This window comes from Stutzerimonas sp., assembly GCF_982611455.1.
The window spans coordinates 60,413-78,322 of record NZ_CEXBBO010000014.1 but is presented as its reverse complement, the minus strand read 5'-3'; the positions used below and the strand labels follow the sequence as shown (position 1 = coordinate 78,322).

Annotated in this window: 14 protein-coding genes and 1 pseudogene; 14 read left to right on the top strand and 1 reads right to left on the bottom strand. The window is 61.8% G+C overall.

All coding sequences use genetic code 11. The annotated features are described in order from the left end of the window. Nucleotides 1-138 precede the first annotated feature (138 nt). The 10 genes from AC2LD7_RS10730 to AC2LD7_RS10685 all read left to right on the top strand — a co-directional run bounded on the left by AC2LD7_RS10730 (nucleotide 139) and on the right by AC2LD7_RS10685 (nucleotide 11,488). A complete protein-coding gene (locus AC2LD7_RS10730) occupies nucleotides 139-1,359 on the top strand; it encodes a CmpA/NrtA family ABC transporter substrate-binding protein (RefSeq protein ID WP_484597726.1) in 1,221 nt (406 codons plus the stop codon). A 14-nt stretch (nucleotides 1,360-1,373) separates the two neighbouring features. Then, complete coding sequence (locus tag AC2LD7_RS10725; protein ID WP_484597725.1) at nucleotides 1,374-1,952, top strand: ANTAR domain-containing response regulator; 579 nt, start codon at nucleotides 1,374-1,376, stop codon at nucleotides 1,950-1,952. Nucleotides 1,953-2,477: 525 nt separating this feature from the next. Beyond that, entirely contained in the window at nucleotides 2,478-3,851 is a 1,374-nt protein-coding gene (locus tag AC2LD7_RS10720; protein WP_484597724.1) for a CmpA/NrtA family ABC transporter substrate-binding protein, read from the top strand. Nucleotides 3,852-3,902: 51 nt separating this feature from the next. Next, nucleotides 3,903-4,892 carry an ABC transporter permease gene (locus AC2LD7_RS10715; RefSeq protein ID WP_484597723.1) on the top strand — a complete coding sequence of 330 codons (990 nt, stop codon included), beginning with the start codon at nucleotides 3,903-3,905 and terminating at the stop codon, nucleotides 4,890-4,892. A 10-nt stretch (nucleotides 4,893-4,902) separates the two neighbouring features. Then, nucleotides 4,903-5,697, top strand: coding sequence for an ABC transporter ATP-binding protein (locus AC2LD7_RS10710; protein ID WP_484597722.1), 795 nt, complete (start codon nucleotides 4,903-4,905; stop codon nucleotides 5,695-5,697). Between the two features lie 39 nt (nucleotides 5,698-5,736). Continuing rightward, nucleotides 5,737-6,849: a methyl-accepting chemotaxis protein gene (locus tag AC2LD7_RS10705; RefSeq protein ID WP_484597721.1), complete on the top strand. Its 1,113-nt coding sequence runs from the start codon at nucleotides 5,737-5,739 to the stop codon at nucleotides 6,847-6,849. A 2-nt stretch (nucleotides 6,850-6,851) separates the two neighbouring features. Continuing rightward, entirely contained in the window at nucleotides 6,852-7,547 is a 696-nt protein-coding gene (locus AC2LD7_RS10700; protein ID WP_484597720.1) for a hypothetical protein, read from the top strand. A gap of 123 nt (nucleotides 7,548-7,670) precedes the next feature. After that, nucleotides 7,671-8,114, top strand: coding sequence for a thioesterase family protein (locus tag AC2LD7_RS10695; RefSeq protein WP_484597719.1), 444 nt, complete (start codon nucleotides 7,671-7,673; stop codon nucleotides 8,112-8,114). A 360-nt stretch (nucleotides 8,115-8,474) separates the two neighbouring features. Beyond that, the gene (locus AC2LD7_RS10690) at nucleotides 8,475-9,686 is read left to right on the top strand and encodes a nitrate/nitrite transporter (protein WP_484597718.1); all 1,212 of its coding nucleotides are present in this window, start codon (nucleotides 8,475-8,477) and stop codon (nucleotides 9,684-9,686) included. A 128-nt stretch (nucleotides 9,687-9,814) separates the two neighbouring features. After that, nucleotides 9,815-11,488 carry a bifunctional protein-serine/threonine kinase/phosphatase gene (locus AC2LD7_RS10685; RefSeq protein WP_484597717.1) on the top strand — a complete coding sequence of 558 codons (1,674 nt, stop codon included), beginning with the start codon at nucleotides 9,815-9,817 and terminating at the stop codon, nucleotides 11,486-11,488. 68 nt (nucleotides 11,489-11,556) lie between these two features. Here the strand turns inward: AC2LD7_RS10685 and AC2LD7_RS10680 are convergent, their stop codons facing one another. Continuing rightward, a complete protein-coding gene (locus AC2LD7_RS10680; protein WP_484597716.1) occupies nucleotides 11,557-11,868 on the bottom strand; it encodes a class I SAM-dependent methyltransferase in 312 nt (103 codons plus the stop codon). A gap of 472 nt (nucleotides 11,869-12,340) precedes the next feature. On the opposite strand from AC2LD7_RS10680, the pseudogene AC2LD7_RS10675 reads away from it, so the two are divergent. The 4 genes and pseudogenes from AC2LD7_RS10675 to AC2LD7_RS10660 all read left to right on the top strand — a co-directional run. After that, nucleotides 12,341-13,561, top strand: a pseudogene (locus AC2LD7_RS10675) (NAD(P)/FAD-dependent oxidoreductase); the annotation flags it as partial. Nucleotides 13,562-13,640: 79 nt separating this feature from the next. Continuing rightward, nucleotides 13,641-16,382, top strand: coding sequence for a nitrate reductase (locus AC2LD7_RS10670; protein WP_484597715.1), 2,742 nt, complete (start codon nucleotides 13,641-13,643; stop codon nucleotides 16,380-16,382). A gap of 75 nt (nucleotides 16,383-16,457) precedes the next feature. After that, nucleotides 16,458-17,213: a uroporphyrinogen-III C-methyltransferase gene (gene cobA / locus AC2LD7_RS10665; protein WP_484597714.1), complete on the top strand. Its 756-nt coding sequence runs from the start codon at nucleotides 16,458-16,460 to the stop codon at nucleotides 17,211-17,213. A 284-nt stretch (nucleotides 17,214-17,497) separates the two neighbouring features. Then, nucleotides 17,498-17,905: an NADH-quinone oxidoreductase subunit A gene (locus AC2LD7_RS10660; RefSeq protein WP_484597713.1), complete on the top strand. Its 408-nt coding sequence runs from the start codon at nucleotides 17,498-17,500 to the stop codon at nucleotides 17,903-17,905. Nucleotides 17,906-17,910: the final 5 nt, after the last annotated feature.

Here is a 17,910-nt window from a genome sequence, read left to right as displayed (position 1 = left end):
CCTACAGTCGCCGCCGGATTGTCGGTGACGGCATGGAGGCGTTTGGCATATGGCTTGCTATGCCAACCCATGTTCTCCAGCGCGTCCAGCCGCTTCATACAGCGACGACGCGCGTTCGCATGGCAAAGGTTTTTCAGCATGACCGATCCCAACACACCGCCCCGCTCCAACGCCCTGGCTTGGGTAGCCGGTAGCGACGCGCCAGAAAAGCACGTCGTCAATCTCGGTTTCATGGCCCTTACCGACGCCGCGTCGTTGATAGTTGCGGCGACTCAAGGTTTCGCCCAGCCATACGGGCTCACGCTTAACCTGCGCCGGCAGAGTTCCTGGTCGAACCTGCGCGACAAGCTGGTCGAGGGCGAGCTGGATGCTGCGCAGGGTCTCTACGGACTGATCTATGCCATGCACCTGGGCATTGGCGGCGGTGCACCCGTGGATATGGCCGTGCTCATGGGGCTGGCCCAGAATGGCCAGGGCATCAGTCTTTCCAACAGCCTGAAAGGGCTTGGCGTGACCGATGCCGAGGCACTCGGTAAATGCGTGCGCCAGAGTGGTGCGAAACTCACACTGGCCCAGACGTTTCCCACCGGCACCCATGCGATCTGGCTCTACTACTGGCTGGCGGCCTGCGGCATCCATCCCTTGAAGGACGTACGCACATTGGTGGTGCCGCCATCGCAGATGGTCGCTCATTTGCGGGCGGGGCGTATCGACGGCTTTTGCGCGGGCGAGCCGTGGGGAGCACAGGCCATTGAAGACGAAATAGGCTTTACCTTGGCCACCAGCCAGTCAATCTGGCCCGATCATCCAGAAAAGGTATTGGGCTGCACCCGCGCCTTTGTCGAGGCATACCCCAACACCGCCCGAGCGCTGGTCATGGCCGTCCTTGAAGCCAGCCGCTTTATCGATGAAAGCCAGGAGAACCGACGCAGCACCGCACAGCTGATCGCCGGCAGCGATTATGTGAATGCGCCTTTGGCCGCCATCGAACCGCGCTTCCTCGGCCAATACGAAGACGGTCTCGGGCACGCCTGGCAGGACAAGCATCCTCTGCGTTTCTTCGGCAATGGCGAGGTGAACATGCCCTACCATTCCGACGGCCTCTGGTTCATGACCCAACTTCGCCGTTGGGGCATGCTGCGTGAGGATCCGAATTACCTCGCCGTAGCGCAGAGCGTGCAACAGAGCAGTCTTTATCGCGACGCGGCGACGGCCCTGAACATCCCCGTACCCGACTCGCCCATGCGTAGCACCGTATTGATGGATGGAAGCCACTGGGACGGCAGCGACCCGGCTGGATATGCACGCAGCTTCGCCCTGCACGCCGTGGCCGGTACCGCCACGCTCGACGTTCTTTGACAAGGGAGACAGCCATGCTTCGCGTTCTCCTGATCGACGATACCCCACGCAAAGTCGGCCGCCTGCGCGCCGCTCTGATCGAAGCTGGTTTCGAGGTGATAGAAGAATCCGGCCTGACTATCGACTTGCCCGAGCGGGTTGAGTCCATACGCCCCGACGTGGTGCTGATCGATACCGACTCCCCCGGCCGCGACGTGATGGAACAGGTCGTCATGGTCAGCCGCGATCAGCCGCGCCCTATTATCATGTTCACCGATGACAACAATCCCGACGCCATGCGTCAGGCGATCCGCGCCGGCGTCAGCGCCTACATCGTCGAAGGCATCCAGGCCCAACGCCTGAAGCCGATCCTCGACGTAGCCATGGCACGCTTCGAAAGCGACCAGGCGATCCGTGCGCAACTGCACGCACGCGACCAGCAACTGCTCGAACGCAAGCGCATCGAACTGGCCAAGGGCATGCTGATGAAGATGCGCAGCTGCAACGAGGAAGAGGCCTATACACTCATGCGCCGCCAGGCCATGAGTCGCCAGCAGAAGCTGATCCAGGTCGCCGAACAGATCATTGCGATGAATGACCTGCTGGGTCAGTGATTCGCAGCACTGGCCTCGTTCGCCCCTTGGCCGGATAAATTCAGCCATAACGCGATTGATCGCTACCGGTCCAATCTATTACCTGGCGCCCGACCTGCAGGGGCGACTTGTTCGCCACTCGCCCATTCCCGCCCCCCATTGAATCGAGCCTCAATTATTAATTTTGGCATCGCCTCACCCTGCCTATCGAAACGAACCAAAACAGAGCCAAACGGTGCAACGGTCGCACGCGAATCGCGCCGCCGCGCCGACGGCGCATGCAGATCCACGCTGAATCACGTTCACCAACGACTCAATAAATCCCTTAACTAACTGTAATAATTAGATTTTTTCAGTTTCAGCAGCGTTAGCTCCGCCGCGTCTGCAAGGTTGGCAAGCGCCTTGCAATTCTTCCCATACCACGTCTTCGGGTCGCCAACGGCGGTGATCGGGACGAATTGACAAAGGCGTCAACGGTGCTCGCTCTGCTTATGCAGAGGGGCGTCCGTTGCGCCTTTTTTTCGTTTCGCGATTGAGGGATAAATCATGCGCAAGACTCGCCGTACGCTGCTGAAAACGATGGTCGCCAGCATTGGCTGCGCCGCCCTGCTGCAGCTGGCACCGCTGGCCGCCTGGGCTGCCGAACCGGAAAAGGAAGAGCTCAAACTCGGCTTCATCAAGCTCACCGACATGGCCCCCCTGGCGATCGCCTACGAGAAGGGCTTTTTCGAAGACGAAGGGCTCTACGTCACGCTCGAAGCCCAGGCCAACTGGAAGGTGCTTTTGGACCGAGTGATCGATGGCGAGCTGGACGGTGCACACATGCTCTCCGGCCAACCGATCGGCGCCACCATCGGCTTCGGCACCAAGGCCGAGATCATCACCGCCTTCACCATGGACCTCAACGGCAACGCCATCACCATGTCCAACGCCATCTGGGAGCAGATGAAACCCCAGGTGCCCATGGTCGACGGCAAGCCTCAGCATCCGATCAAGGCCGACGCGCTGAAGCCGGTGATCGAGCAACTCAACGCCAGTGGCAAGTCATTCAACCTGGGCATGGTCTTCCCGGTCTCCACCCATAACTACGAGCTGCGCTACTGGCTCGCCGCTGGCGGTATTCACCCCGGCTACTACGCGCCGAACAAAGGCGACATCAGCGGGCAGATCGACGCCCAGGCGTTGCTCTCGGTCACCCCGCCGCCGCAAATGCCCTCGACCATGGAAGCCGGCACCATCCATGGCTACAGCGTGGGCGAGCCGTGGAACCAACAGGCGGTGTTCAAGGGCATCGGCGTGCCGGTGGTGGCTGACTATGCGATCCGCAAGAACATGTCGGAAAAGGTTTTCGGCGTCTCCAAGGCCTGGGCCGAAGCGAATCCGGAAACCCACAAGCGCCTGGTCAAGGCGCTGATCCGCGCCGGCAAGTGGCTTGACGAAGACAACAATGCCAATCGCCAGGAAGCGGTAGAAATTCTCTCTCGCCCCGAGTATGTCGGTGCCGATGCCAAGGTGATCGCCAACTCCATGACCGGCACCTTCGAGTTCGAGAAAGGCGACAAGCGCGAGGTGCCGGACTTCAACGTGTTCTTCCGCTACCACGCCACCTACCCCTATTACTCCGATGCGATCTGGTACCTGACGCAGATGCGCCGCTGGGGCCAGATCGCCGAAGCCAAGCCGGACAGTTGGTATCTGGACATGGCCAAGCAGGTCTACCGCCCGGATATCTACCGCGAGGCCGCCGCCGAGCTGATCGCCGACGGCCTGCTCGCCGTTGAGGACTTCCCCCCGGCCGACGAAGACGGCTTCCGCGAGCCGCTGGCCGACACCATCGATGGCATCACCTACGACGGCCACACGCCCAACGCCTACCTCGAACAGTTCGCGATCGGCCTGAAAGGCGATACCACGCTCTGATACCGCCCATGGGAGCCGTTGCGGCTCCCGATACCCGGAGAGGACATGCCGATGAGCAACCCTGCCGTCGCAAGAAACATCAAGGCAACCCTCGAAGCTGGCCGTCAGGCCCGGCTCAAGCGCTGGCTGCCGCAAGTGATCATGCCGCTGGTGGGCATCCTCGCCTTCCTGCTGTTCTGGCAGCTCGTGGCGACCAACATCCAGACCAGCCTCGGGCAGTTTCCCGGCCCCAGCCAGGTCGCCGAGCAGTTCAACGGACTGGTCGATGCGCATCTCCAGTCGCGGGAGAAAGCCGAGGCCTTCTACCAACGCCAGGAAGAACGCAACGCCGCAAAGCTGGCGAAGAATCCCGATGCCGAGATGAAGATTCGCCCCTACACCGGCAAGCCGACCTTCTTCGAGCAGATCTTTACCAGCCTCTACACAGTCATGACCGGCTTCGCCATCGCCTCGCTGATCGCGGTGCCGCTGGGTATCGTCTGCGGGCTAAGCAAGCCGGTGTACAGCGCCGTAAACCCGCTGATCCAGATCTTCAAGCCCGTGTCGCCGCTGGCCTGGCTGCCGCTGGTGACCATGGTGGTCAGCGCCGTGTACGTCAGCGAAGACCCGCTAATGGCCAAATCCTTCGTCACTTCGGCGCTGACTGTGGCGCTGTGCTGCCTGTGGCCGACCGTGATCAACACCACCGTCGGCGTCGCCAACCTCGACAAGGACTTGCAAAACGCCAGCCGCGTGTTGCGCCTGTCGCCGCTCAGCCATGTGCGCCGCATCGTCCTGCCTGCCGCAATCCCGATGATCTTCACCGGCCTGCGTTTGTCGCTCGCGACCGGCTGGATGGTGCTGATCGCCGCGGAAATGCTGGCGCAGAACCCCGGCCTGGGAAAATTCATCTGGGACGAGTTCCAGAACGGCAGCTCCAACTCGCTCGGCCGAATCATGGTCGCGGTGATCGTCATCGGCCTGATCGGCTTCGCCCTGGATCGCATCATGCTGATGCTCCAGCGCCGCGTGAGCTGGGACAAGAACGCAGACCTGCGCTGAGGAAATTACGATGAACAATACCCATCTCGAACTCACCAGCGTCGGCATCAGCTTCCCCACCGACAAGGGACTCTACTGCGCGCTGCAGAACGTCAACCTGCGCATTGCCAAGGGCGAATTCGTCTCGCTGATCGGCCACTCCGGCTGCGGCAAGTCGACGGTGCTGAACATCGTTGCGGGGCTGTATCAGGCCACGACCGGCGGCGTGATCCTCGACGGCCGCGAGGTCAACGAGCCCGGCCCGGACCGCGCCGTGGTGTTCCAGAACCACAGCCTGCTGCCGTGGCTGTCCTGCTACGAGAACGTCGAGCTGGCGGTGCGCCAGGTGTTCAAGGGCCAGAAAAACGGACGCGAGATGCGCGACTGGATCGAGCACAACCTCGACCTGGTGCACATGACCCACGCCCGCGACAAGCGCCCCAGCGAGATTTCCGGCGGCATGAAGCAACGCATCGGCATTGCCCGTGCGCTGGCTATGCAGCCGAAGGTGCTACTGATGGACGAGCCCTTCGGCGCCCTCGACGCACTGACTCGGGCGCACCTTCAGGACTCGCTGATGGAGATCCACGCCGACCTCGGCAACACCGTGATCATGATCACCCACGACGTCGACGAGGCCGTGTTGCTCTCCGACCGCATCGTAATGATGACCAACGGCCCGTCCGCGACCATCGGCGAGATCCTTCGGACCGAGCTCCAACGTCCGCGGGACCGCATGGCACTGGCCCACGACGCGCAGTACCACGCCTACCGGGCGCAGGTCCTGGAGTTTCTTTATCAGCGTCAGCAGCGACCGGCGGCTTGATAGCGGACCAGGAAGGCAACCAAAAGAAGGAACATGAACATGGAAAGAGTATCGAGCGGCACGCGCCCGACTGAATCACGAAAGGCCGCTATCGACCTGAACCCGCAGCTGGACTGGCTGCTGCTCGCGGCATGGGCATCAGCTTGTATCGCGGCGCTCTGGCAGCAACAGTTGCTGGCGCTGGCTCTAGGCTGCATCGCCGCAGGCCTGCAACTCACCCAACAGCGCAAACGCCGCGCGAGCCAGCGCCATAGCGATCACTTGCTATCACGGCTTGGCCAGCAACTAGGGCTCAGCGAGCCCCGCGAAGATCTGGTCGCGGCCTTTGGCGCCCGTTCACTGCGCAGCGAACGTTTGCGCAGTGAAGTGCAGTTTGCCAGCGATGCCTTGGAGCGCATGGCAGGGACCGCCGAGCACAGCAGCATCGACCAGGGCCAGCGGGTCCTGGCAATCAGCGAAGCCAGCGAGGCGCTGAGCGAAAACCTGGAGCGAGTCGAGACGCTGGGACAGCAAGCCATGCACGCCTTTGCCGAAACCCATAGAGAAGGCCAGGCCGGTCGAGACAGTGCATCGGCCGTCAGCCACACCATGACCGAAGTGCGCTCGAGCATGCAGCGCACCTCCGATGCGGTCGGCCAGCTGCTGCAGGACACCGCTGCCGTCGGCAACGCCGCGCTGAGCATCCAGAACGTGGCCAAACAGACTCAGCTGCTGGCCCTCAATGCCTCCATCGAAGCAGCGCGGGCGGGTGAACACGGTCGCGGCTTCGCCGTGGTCGCCGACGAGGTCCGCCAGTTGGCGCTGACCAGCGACCGCGCCGCCCAGGAGATCACCCGCGTCGTCGCTACGATAGGCCACGCGGTTCGCAGCGTCGAAGTTGAGGTCGTTCAACATCAGCAATTGCTCGAGCAAAGCGGCGAGCTGAGCAGCGCGCTGGCGACCGAACTCGATCAGTTGGCGCGGCGAAGCCAACAGAGCCTGGCCGAACTCGATCATCTGCAAACCGCGCTCGAGGAGCAGCGAGAAGGCAACCGCCTGCTCCGCAGCCAGCTCGAGCACGTCGAAACCGGCGTCGAGCGCCAACGCACCCAGGCTGAAGAACTGCACAGCCTGACCCTCTACCTCACCCGTCTCAGCCGTACGGAAGCCTGACCATGGAAGTATCGATCGCACTGACTCTGGCCGCGTGCTTGGTCCTGTTTGGCAACTACCTCAGCCACATCGCTGCCGACCGACATCGCAAACGCGTCAGCGCAACCGATGTTCAGGCGCTGCAACAGGCGCTGGAAGTGCTGCAGTTCGCGCAGAAGCATCGCGGCCTCGGCGGCCAACCCGATGCCGCAGCCGCGGCGCAACGGCGGGAAGTCGCGAGCCGTCTCGACCGGCTCTGGCAGAAATGGAAAGGTGAGGAAAACCGCCCCGCCATGCGCGCGCTGTGGCAGCAGATCAAGCAGAACCCGGCAGAATTCGAACCGCACTGCATCCTCATCGAGCAACTGCTCGAAAGCATTCACGTGCTGGAGCTGCGCCTGGCCTTCCAGGGCAATCCACAGGTGACCGGCATGTGGGAAGCGTGCCGCGCACTGGAAGATCTGGGACGACTGCGCGGGCTGGCAGTACGCGCAGCCAACTTCGAAAAGTGCCCGCTGGATATGCAAATTCAGATGCGCTATCTGTGCCAACGCCTCGCCGACCCTATCGGTGGCAACACCTTGGGCAACCTCATCGAACATCTGGAGCGCAACCTCATTAGTGCGCCGCGGGTCAACCTGGCGCCGGCCGAGTGCTATGCGTTGATCACGCCGATCATCGACGAGCGCTTGCTGGGCATTCGCCAAAGCATCGCTTGATTCCAGGCAGCAGGCATCAGCGGGCCGGATACAGCTTGGACCGTGCGCGGGCGCGTACAATTCGCGTCCGTTCGCATCCGCGCCTCGCGCTCGGTACCCAGCATTCATCCAACGAGAAGCACCATGGCCCGCCTGACCCTGCAGTTTCCCGAAGACCAGTTCTGCTTCACCACCCAACTGACCGTACGCATCACCGATATCAATGCCGCTAACCATTTGGCAAACGATTCGATGATCTCGATGATTTCCGAAGCCCGGGCGCGCTTCCTGTTCGCCTATGGCATCGCCGAGTCCCGCAAGGGCGGAAGCGGCATCATCGTCACCGATCTGGCCACCACCTATAAAGCCGAGGCCCATGCGCGCGACATGCTGCTGTTCGAAGTCGGGGTAATGGATTTCAACCGGTACGGCGGCGATATCACCTTTCGCATCACCCGCCCCGTCGACGGCACGCTGATCGCCATGGCCAAATCAGGTTTCGTTTTCTACAACTATCTGGATACCAAGGTCGTGCCGATGCCTGCCGAGTTCGAGGCGAAATTTCCCAAGGTCAATCGCATCGGCTGATGCGCCCTAGTTCGAAGCACAGCGCACCAAAGGTGCGCGCTTCTTATCTGCTCGAACCCCCTTTGCTAACTTGCAGTCCTCGAAACTTGTAGATCGGCGGGCTTGGCACAGCTTCTGCTTAAGGCAAGCCAGGTAGCCAAAGGCGGTTGCTCACAGACATGACAAAGGCGTCGCGTTGCCCCGTTAGAGATGACGGTGGTTTCGCGGCGCTTTTTTTTGCCCCAAGGACCGGGGCGCGAGCGGCAACGACCCAGCGGCTCGCAACAGCTTCACGCGACGCACACCGAATCGGTTCGCGTCCATCGCATTCTCCGTCGTCCGCTTCGGCGCGTCGGTTGCCCTTGTCTAGTGAGGTGTTCGATGAATACGAGTTTCTGGAAATCCGGCCATACGCCGACGCTGTTCTCCGCCTTTCTCTACTTCGACCTGAGTTTCATGGTCTGGTACGTGCTCGGCCCCATGGGCGTACAGATCGCGGCTGACCTCGGCCTGACCACTCAACAGCGTGCCTTTATGGTCGCCACGCCCATTCTTTCCGGAGCTGTCCTGCGTCTGGTGTTAGGCATGCTGGCCGACCGTACCTCGCCAAAGACAGCCGGGCTTTTCGGCCAAATCATAGTTATCGCCGCGCTATTCGTGGCTTGGTTGAATGGCATCCACAGCTATGAACACGCATTGCTGCTCGGCCTGTTTCTCGGCATGGCCGGCGCTTCCTTCGCGGTTGCACTGCCCCTGGCCTCGCAGTGGTATCCACCGCAGCATCAGGGCAAAGCGATGGGCATCGCCGGTGCGGGTAACTCCGGCACTGTGCTCGCCGCGCTGTTCGCACCGGTGCTGGCAACGATGTTCGGCTGGAGCAACGTCTTCGGCCTGGCGCTGATCCCGCTGGTACTGACGCTGATCATCTTCGCCAGCCTGGCCAAGAACGCACCCAACCGTCCGGCGCCCAAGTCCTTCGCTGATTACATGAAAGCGCTGGGCGATCGCGACAGCTGGTGGTTCATGTTTTTCTACAGCGTGACCTTTGGCGGCTTCCTCGGCCTGGCCAGCACCCTGCCCGGCTACTTTCATGACCAGTACGCCTTCGACCCGGTCAAAGCCGGCTATTACACCGCCGCCTGCGTGTTCGCCGGGAGCTTGTTGCGTCCACTGGGCGGCGCGCTGGCAGACCGTATCGGCGGCATCCGTTCGCTGCTGGTGATGTACACAGTCGCGGCCGTCTGCCTGTTCATCGTTGGCTTCAACCTGCCGAGTTCTACGGCCGCATTGGCCTTGTTCGTCGTCGCCATGCTCAGCCTCGGTGCCGGCAACGGTGCGGTGTTCCAATTGGTGCCGCAGCGCTTCAACAAGGAAATCGGCGTAATGACCGGACTGGTCGGCATGGCGGGCGGCATCGGTGGCTTCCTGCTGACCGCAGGTCTGGGCGCCGTCAAACAGACCACTGGCGACTATCAGCTGGGCCTCTGGCTGTTCGCCAGCCTGGGTGCGCTGGCCTGGTTCGGTCTCTATGGCGTCAAGCGGCGCTGGAGGACTACCTGGGGCTCGGCTGCAATGACTGCTGCACGGGTTTAAAGGCAGCGGCAGGCGCTTCAGGCTTCAGGCTTCAGGCTTCAGGCTTCAGGCTTCAGGCTTCAGGCTTCAGGCTAAGAGCAGTAAACAGTGCAGTGTGTTTAGCAATTGCTGTAGCCAGGAGCCCGTTTATGCCTTTACAGCTGTCATTCGGCGAAGCCACCGCAACCGGTCCACGCGCTGATAATCAGGACGCGTTGCGCATCGTCACGCCGACACCGGGGCTCGCGGCGAGCAAGGGTGCACTGTTTGCCATCGCCGACGGCGTCAGCCAATGCGCCGATGGCGGCCTCGCGGCACGCGCTACGCTGCAGGCATTGGCCACCGATTACTACGCCACACCGGAAACCTGGACGGTCGCGCAGTCCCTCGATCGGCTTTTGGTTGCGCACAACCGCTGGCTGCAGGCCAACGGCGGCGGGCAGCCATTGCTGACCACGCTGACGGCGTTGGTGTTACGTGGTCGTCGCTTCACGCTTGCGCATGTCGGTGATTGCCGAGCCTACCGCTGGCACCACGGGAATCTGCAGCGGCTGAGCGAAGACCACGTCTGGGAACAGCCAAATATGCAGCACGTGCTCAAGCGTGCCATGGGGCTGGATCAGCATTTGGTGGTGGATTATCTGGATGGTGAGCTGCATCTCGGCGACTGCTTTCTGTTGCTCAGCGATGGCGTCTGGGCAAGCATCACCGAAGGCGATATTCAGAACGTACTCCGCGACCAGGCGGACCTCTCAAACGCCGCGCAAACTCTGGTCAATCTCGCCCATCAGACTGGAAGCCAGGATAACGCCAGCGCCTTGTTGTTACGCGTCGAGGAGCTACCCAACGCGGCACTGGCCGATTCTCTCGCACAACTGAGCGACTGGCCGCTGCCGCCCAGGCTGCGTCCGGGGCAGATGTTCGAGAGCTGGATCGTCGATGCGCTGCTGGCTGAATCGCGGCAGTCGATGATCTACCGTGTCCGCGATCAGCACGCCCAGCCCTGGCTGTTAAAGACGCTGCCACCCAGCCGACATGACGAACCCGAGGCCGGACCGGCACTGCTTCAGGAAGAATGGTTTCTGCGTCGGGTCGCCGGCAGGCATTTCCCTGAGACCCACGGTTTGCCGCAGCGCCAGCATCTTTATTACGTCCAGCGCGAATACCACGGCGCCACCCTTGCCGAACATTTCCGCCGACAAGGGCCGTTGGAGCTGGCCGAATGGGTGCAACTGGCGCCACGCCTGGTCCGCGCACTGGGCACGCTGCATCGGCGCAACATCCTGCATCGCGACATAAAACCGGAAAACCTTCATCTGGACGACAACGGCGAGCTGCGGCTGCTGGATTTCGGTCTGGCGCACTGCCCCGGCTTGTCGCAGGACCAACCGCACAGCCTGCCCGGAACCCCGAGTTACATCGCACCGGAAGCCTTCGCCGGGGCCCAGCCGAGTCGCGAGCAGGATCTTTATGCAGCCGGGGTTACGCTCTATTACCTGCTCACTGGCCACTATCCCTACGGCGAAGTGGAAGCCTTCCAGCGTCCCCGTTTTGGCAGTCCGGTGCCGGCCAGCCGCTATCGCCCCGATTTGCCGGCGTGGCTGGATGAGATGCTCAGGCGCGCCGTTGCGGTCGATCCGAAGCAGCGATTCGAGACGGCGGAGGAGTGGTTGTTGACGTTGGAACAGGGCGAGCGGCTGGCCGTCGGTACACCGCTACGGCCGCTACTCGAACGCGAACCCTTGAAGGTCTGGCGAACCCTGGCGTTGATATCGCTGCTGCTGAACCTGGGACTTCTGGCCTGGCTGGGCAAAGGGGGATAGTCGCCATCGGCGGCGCGGGCATTGCCTGTGCAATCCAGTCTGCAACCGTGGCGCTGATCTTGGCTGCCTCAGCGCCGAACGATCAGTCCCTGGCGCGCCACACGCGTCAATTCACGCACGCACTCATCGAGACGCTCGGCAGTTGGCGCCTGGACAACAGCGAGATCGAAGCTGTCCGCAGCGAAATGGGCAAGTGATTCATCGGCGCCAGTGAACTGGACGAGAAAGGCCCGAGGTCTTACCCAGCGCTTCGGCCAACCGTCGAGGTAACGCAACAGCGATGGCTGATGATTGCCGCCAAGAAGAATTTTCGGATTGCTCCGGACAAACCCACTGGTGATCGGGGCCAGACGGATAGGGGTGCGCAGTGGTGCATTCATGCTGGAAATTCCGCCTCAAGGATTCCGCTGGGCAGCGGTGGGAGGCGACACCGAACCAGCGCTTTAGCGGTATTTCGAAGCTTTCGGCTCCAGGCGCCCCGCAAGTAGCTGACTAAATCGGCGCATGGGCAAAACAATAGGAAAGCCCGGCGGCCACTGTCAATGAAAAAAGGTCCTCGCACCTACGAGGCTCTGCACCAGCGATGCGCGAGCCGCATCATATGAGTGCATGAAAAGGCCGTAGCGCCCTCATCACAAGGCTTCAAGCCCTTGAATTCCGGCAGGATCGGAATTGGCATATCCCCTGCAAAGACAAACTCAACATAAAGCACGACCTTCAACGGAGAAGGTCAGGCTGCAAGCAAATACAGGACAAAGGCGTCCTCACTGGGAGACCAGTGGGACGCCTTTTTTTGTTGGAAATTTTCTACAGCCAGGCGTGACTGGCCACTGGCTCGACGCGGAGACTCGTATGAAGAAGCTCAAGCTCGTGATGATAGGCAATGGCATGGCCGGGGTACGTACCTTGGAGGAATTGCTCAAACTCGCCCCCGAGCTCTATGACATCACCGTATTCGGCGCCGAACCCCATCCCAACTACAACCGCATTCTGCTTTCGCCCGTGCTGGCTGGTGAACAGGCTTTCGATGAGATCGTCCTCAACGATCTGGATTGGTACACCGGCCACGACATCCATTTGATGCTCAATCGCAAAGTGACGCAGATTGACCGGCTCAGACGTCGAGTCATTGCTGAAGATGGCAGCGAAGCCGAGTACGACCGACTCCTTATCGCCACCGGCTCGAGCCCGTTCATCCTGCCGATTCCTGGCAATCAACTGGAAGGCGTGATCGGTTACCGCGATATCGCTGACACTCAGGCCATGATGGAAGCCGCCCGGACTCACAGCCACGCGGTGGTGATCGGCGGAGGTCTGCTTGGGCTGGAAGCCGCCAACGGGCTGAAGCTGCGCGGTATGGACGTCACGGTGGTGCATCTCGGCGAATGGCCCATGGAGCGGCAACTCGACAAGACCGCCGGGCATCTGCTGCAAGGTGCGCTCGAGGCGCGCGGCCTGAACTTCAGGCTGAGGAAGCAGACGTCTGAGCTGATCGGCAATAACCAGGGTCAGGTAGTCGCCGTGCGCTTTGCCGATGACGAGGTAATTCCGGCTGATCTGGTGGTCATGGCGGCAGGCATCAGCCCCAACAGCCAATTGGCGGAAGCAGCCGGCATCCCTTGTCGCCGAGGCATTCTGGTTAACGACACGCTGCAGACATTCGATCCGCGAATCTATGCGGTCGGCGAGTGCGCCAACCACCGAGGCACCGCCTACGGACTGGTCGCGCCGCTGTTCGAGCAGGCCAAGGTCTGTGCCAACCACCTGGCGATGCTCGGCTTCTCACGCTATCTGGGCTCGGTGACCTCGACCAAGCTAAAGGTCACCGGCATCGACCTGTTCTCCGCTGGCGATTTCATGGGCGGTGAAGGCACCGAGACCATCACCCTTTCCGACCCCATCAGCGGCGTCTACAAGAAGCTGGTGATCAAAGACGACGTTCTGGTCGGCGCCTGCCTCTACGGCGACACCGCCGACGGCGGCTGGTATTTCCGCCAGGTTAGCGAGAGCCAGAACGTCAGCCGAATCCGTGACCATCTGATGTTCGGCGCTGCCGGCTTAGGTGCAGCTGGTCTTGGCGAGTCTATGGCTCTCCAACCGGCCCATCTGTAAGCAGTTGCAACCCGACACGCCAATCTGAGGAAACAAAGCCATGCGCCAGACAACCGCGTCCACCTGCTGCTATTGCGGCGTCGGCTGTGGCGTGCTGATCGAGCACGACGGCCAGGAGATCCTCAATGTAGTCGGCGACCCGAGTCATCCGGCCAATTTCGGCAAGCTATGCAGCAAGGGCTCGACCTTGCACCTGACCGGCGACCTCGATGCCCGTGCGCTTTACCCTGAGCTGCGCCTGGGCAAGCAGCTGGCGCGCACCCGTACCGACTGGGACAGCGCGCTCGAGCACGCCGCTAATGTGTTCGCCGACACCATTGCCGAACATGGTCCCGACAGCGTCGCGTTCTACATTTCCGGCCAGTTGCTGACCGAGGATTACTACGCATTCAACAAGCTCGCCCGAGCATTGGTCGGTACCAACAATATCGACTCGAACTCGCGCCTGTGTATGTCGTCCGCCGTGGTCGGCTACAAACGCAGCCTCGGTGCCGACGCCCCGCCCTGCAGCTACGAAGACATCGAACAGAGCGACTGCGTGCTGATCGTCGGCAGCAACATGGCCTACGCTCATCCGGTGCTGTTCCGCCGCCTGGAAGAAGCCAAGGCGAAGCGCCCGGAGATGAAAGTCATTGTCGTCGACCCACGGCGCACCGACACCTGTGAACTGGCCGATCTGCACCTGGCGATCCTGCCGGGCACCGATGTCGCATTGTTCCACGGCATCCTGCACATCCTTCTCGAAGCTGGCCGGATCGACCAGGATTTCATCGACGCCCATACCGAAGGCCTGGACGAGCTGAAGCAACTTGCGCGTGGCTACAACCCGACCACGACGGCGGCGCTATGCGGCATCAGCATCGAGGATCTGCAGACCTGCGCTCGCTTGATTGGTGAACCCAGAGCGAGTGAGAGCGCAGTCGCTCTCGATCGGTCTGGAGCGCCGAGATTTCTGTCGCTGTGGTGCATGGGCGTGAACCAGTCCACCGCTGGCAGCGCCAAGAACAGCGCGCTGATCAACTTGCATCTGGCGACCGGTCAGATTGGCAAGCCCGGCGCCGGGCCCTTCTCGCTCACCGGCCAACCGAACGCCATGGGCGGCCGCGAAACCGGCAGCCTGTCCAACCTGTTGCCCGGCCATCGCGACGCCGGCAACGCAGAGCATCGCGCCGAAGTCGCCGCTTACTGGGGAGTCGAGCAGTTGCCGGCGACGCCGGGCCTGTCGGCCATTGAACTGTTCGACGCGGTGCGCAGCGGCAAGATCAAGGCCCTGTGGATCGCCTGCACCAATCCTGCGCAATCGATGCCGGATCAACAGAAAATCCACGAAGCACTGGCAATCTGTCCTTTCGTGGTCGTCCAGGAAGCATTTTTCACCACCGAGACCTGTCGCTACGCCGACCTGCTGCTGCCCGCCGCCAGCTGGGGCGAAAAGGAAGGCACAGTGACCAATTCCGAGCGCCGCGTCAGCCATGTGCGGCGCGCCATTCCCGCACCGGGCGAGGCACGTGCCGACTGGTCGATCACCTGCGATTTCGCTCGAAGGCTCGAGCGGCATCTACGACCCGGCCGCCCCAGCCTATTCACTTTCGACGCGCCGACGGCGTTGTTCGACGAATACAAGATGCTCACTGGCGACCGTGACCTGGACCTTTCCGGCCTCAGTCACGCGCTGATCGACCAACTCGGGCCACAGCAGTGGCCCTTCCCTGCCGGCAGTCAATCGGGCACAACGCGGCTCTACGGTAACGGCGTATTTCCTACCGAAAGCGGCCGCGCGCGTTTTCTTGCCGAGCCGTACCAGGCACCGAAGGAGCAACGCGAAACGCGCTTTCCGCTCACGCTGAACACCGGACGTCTGCGCGATCACTGGCATGGCATGAGCCGCACCGGCACCGCCGCGCGCCTGTTCGGTCACGTGAAAGAGGCCGTGCTCAGCATGAATGCAGACGACATGCGCTGCCGTGGCCTGCTGGACGGCGAACTAGTCCGGATCAATAGCCGTCGCGGCAGCTTGCTGCTGCCGGTGCAAAAGGATGACGGCCTGCGGATCGGCCAGGCATTCATGCCGATGCACTGGGGCGACCGCTTCCTCAAGGGACTGGGGGTTAATGTCCTCACCCTGCCCGCGTTCGATCCGCTATCGAAGCAGCCGGAACTGAAACACGCCGGTATCGAGGTGGAAAAGGCCGAATTGCCCTGGCAGTTCTTCGCTCTAGCCGAAGGCTCGGTGCAAAAGCGCTTCGAGGCCCTGCGTCCGTTGTTCGACGGTTTCGCCTACGCCAGCTTCAGCCTCACCGGCCGTGAGCACTCCGCCCTGGTCATCCGCGCAGCCAGCAATGAAGCGCCGACCGCGGCGCAAATGACGCAGCTAGCACAGCTCCTGGGACTCGATGACGGCCCGGTGCTGGCCTACGACGATCCACGTCGTGCGGTCGGTAAGCGAGTACGGATTGAAGATGGCCGCATCGTCGCCCTGAGCCTGTCCGGCGAAACCGCGGCGCGCGATTGGCTGCAGCAACTCTGGCAGGACGGCAAGGCCGATCAGGCACTGCGCCGCTGGCTGCTGGCGCCGCTGAGCAAACCACCGGGAGGCAGCGACATGCGTACCAGCAAAACCCTCTGCAACTGCATGAATGTCAGCGAGAACGCGGTTTGCGCCGGCATTGAACGCGGTCTCGATCTGAACGGCCTGAAAAACGAGCTGGGTTGCGGCACCAGCTGCGGCTCATGTGTGCCGGAGATCAAGCGGTTACTGATGAAGCAACCAGCAGTCGCGTGAAGCTGCGCAAGGTAACGGGCAACTCTACAGAAACGCATCGCTGCTGAGCGATCAAAGCAGTACGAGAGGTGGAACATGAGCGCAAAAGTCTGGCTGGTGGGCGCAGGCCCTGGCGATCCGGAACTGCTGACCCTCAAGGCCGTGCGAGCTATGGGCGAGGCGCAGGTGGTGCTGATCGACGATCTGGTCAATCCCGCCGTGCTCGAACACAGCCCACATGCGCGCGTGATTCCTGTGGGCAAGCGCGGCGGCTGCCGCTCCACACCGCAGGCGTTCATTCATCGTCTGATGTTGCGCTATGCGCGTCAGGGTAAGTGCGTGGTGCGTCTGAAAGGCGGCGATCCCTGCATCTTCGGCCGTGGCGGTGAGGAAGCCGAGTGGCTCGCCGCGCGCGGCGTCGAAGTCGAAATGGTCAACGGCATCACCGCTGGGCTGGCAGGCGCCACGCAGTGCGGCATATCGCTGACTCAACGCGGTGTTGCGCGTGGCGTGACGCTGATCACCGCGCATACCCTCGATGGCAGCAGTCCCGAATGGCACGCCCTGGCTAAAACCGGCACGACGCTGGTGGTGTATATGGGCGTGAGCAGCCTGCACCAGGTACAGGCAGGTCTGATCGAAGGCGGCCTGCCAGCAAGGACCCCGGTCGCGATGATCGAAAGCGCTTCCCTGCCGCAGCAGCGCGAATGCCGCTCGGACCTCGGCGCCATGTGTGACGACGCTACGTCGTTTCAGCTGAAAAGCCCGGCCATTCTGGTAATTGGTGAAGTTGCAAGGCAAGCGTCCACGTCGCTACTCGAAGCAACGGTGGTGCAACACAGCGTCGCCTGAACTTCCCTGCACTACCAGCACCAACATCGCTTACTTCTCCAAGACCCGCATTCCCGCGCGAGGGCAGATATACGCGACGCCAGCAACAGCGAAACCAAGAGCGATCTACTGTTGCGAATGGGCTAAACCCTACCGGGCGTCGCCAGGTTGTATCCCTGCCGGTAGAATTTCTCAGAAACATATACTTACCATTCCGATAGGCATAGAATCTTCGGCCATCGAAAACCGCGACGCATCGCCGCAGTCGCGAACTTGCAATAAGCCGTTCCGCTAAGGAGCCCGGCATGTTTGACCTATCTTCGCCTCATCATTGGGGCTTCGCAGTATTTCTTCTTGGAGTCGTGGGGCTGTGTGCCTTTATGCTCGGCGTTTCCAGCCTGCTTGGCAGCAAGGCGTGGGGGCGCAGCAAGAACGAGCCTTTCGAGTCCGGAATCGTGCCCACTGGCGGCGCCCGGCTGCGTCTTTCCGCAAAATTCTATCTGGTCGCGATGCTGTTCGTGATCTTCGACGTTGAAGCCCTATATCTCTTTGCCTGGGCCGTATCGGTGCGCGAAAGCGGCTGGGCGGGCCTCATTGAAGCTACCGTATTCATAGCAATTCTGTTGGTGGGTCTTGTCTACCTATGGCGGGTGGGTGCGCTCGATTGGGCGCCCTCCTCTCGTCGCATGCGACAGGCGAAGCCAAAACAATGAGGCTT